The organism is Psychrobacter sp. 1Y4 (assembly GCF_051847555.1).
In genome coordinates this window covers 1-787 of sequence record NZ_JBPYDE010000405.1, presented here as the reverse complement: position 1 = coordinate 787, position 787 = coordinate 1, and the positions used below count along the sequence as shown (strand labels likewise).

Sequence of the window (787 nt, the reverse complement as noted above, 5' to 3'; positions counted from 1 at the left end):
TAATCGCATTAATGCCTAGAGTGTTAAACTCTACTATATTTATTCAAGGCCACTTACTGATGTAGGTGCTTTTTTTATGTGTTTGAAATAGATAAAGATAGGCAAGTTGTTTATTATCAGGGTGAGATAGGCACAAAAAAACACCTCAACGTTCTAAGACGGCTGAGGTGTTTTGTTTACTAAGACCTAAACTTACCTAATCGATCTAGGTATAAAAACCAGAGAGATTAGGCTTAATTTTTTAAGATCAATTACTTATTACTTATTACTTATAGCGATGCCAAGGTTTCGTTAAACAAAGCGCTTGGGCGCATGGCTTTTTTAGCCAATTCTTCATCAGCGTAGTAGTAGCCTTTGATGTCTACTGGCTTGCCTTGAGCTTCGTTAAGTTCTTTGACAATGGCGTCTTCGTTTTCTTTGAGCTTTTGCGCAAATGGTGTGAACTGTGCTTTTAACTCACTATCTTGATCTTGCGCGGCCAGCTCTTCAGCCCAATACAGCGCTAGATAGAAGTGACTGCCACGGTTGTCGAGCTCACCTGTTTTGCGTGATGGCGACTTGTCATTCAGCAGCAGTTTTTCTGTCGCTGTATCTAGCGTATCGGCCAATACTTGAGCTTTAGCATTGTTGTCGTTACTTGCCAAATGCTCCAAAGAGACATTCAAGGCCAAAAACTCACCGAGTGAATCCCAACGTAGATGGTTCTCTTCAGTTAGCTGCTCAACATGTTTTGGTGCAGAACCACCAGCACCTGTCTCAAACAAACCGCCGCCTTTCATGAGTGGTA

At 41.7% G+C, this 787-nt stretch carries 1 protein-coding gene; it reads right to left on the bottom strand.

Translation table 11 applies throughout. The features are described from left to right. Positions 1-269: 269 nt before the first annotated feature. The coding region (locus tag ACS8FC_RS16620; protein ID WP_439297592.1) for an NADP-dependent isocitrate dehydrogenase at positions 270-787 on the bottom strand (518 nt) is incomplete at its 5' end.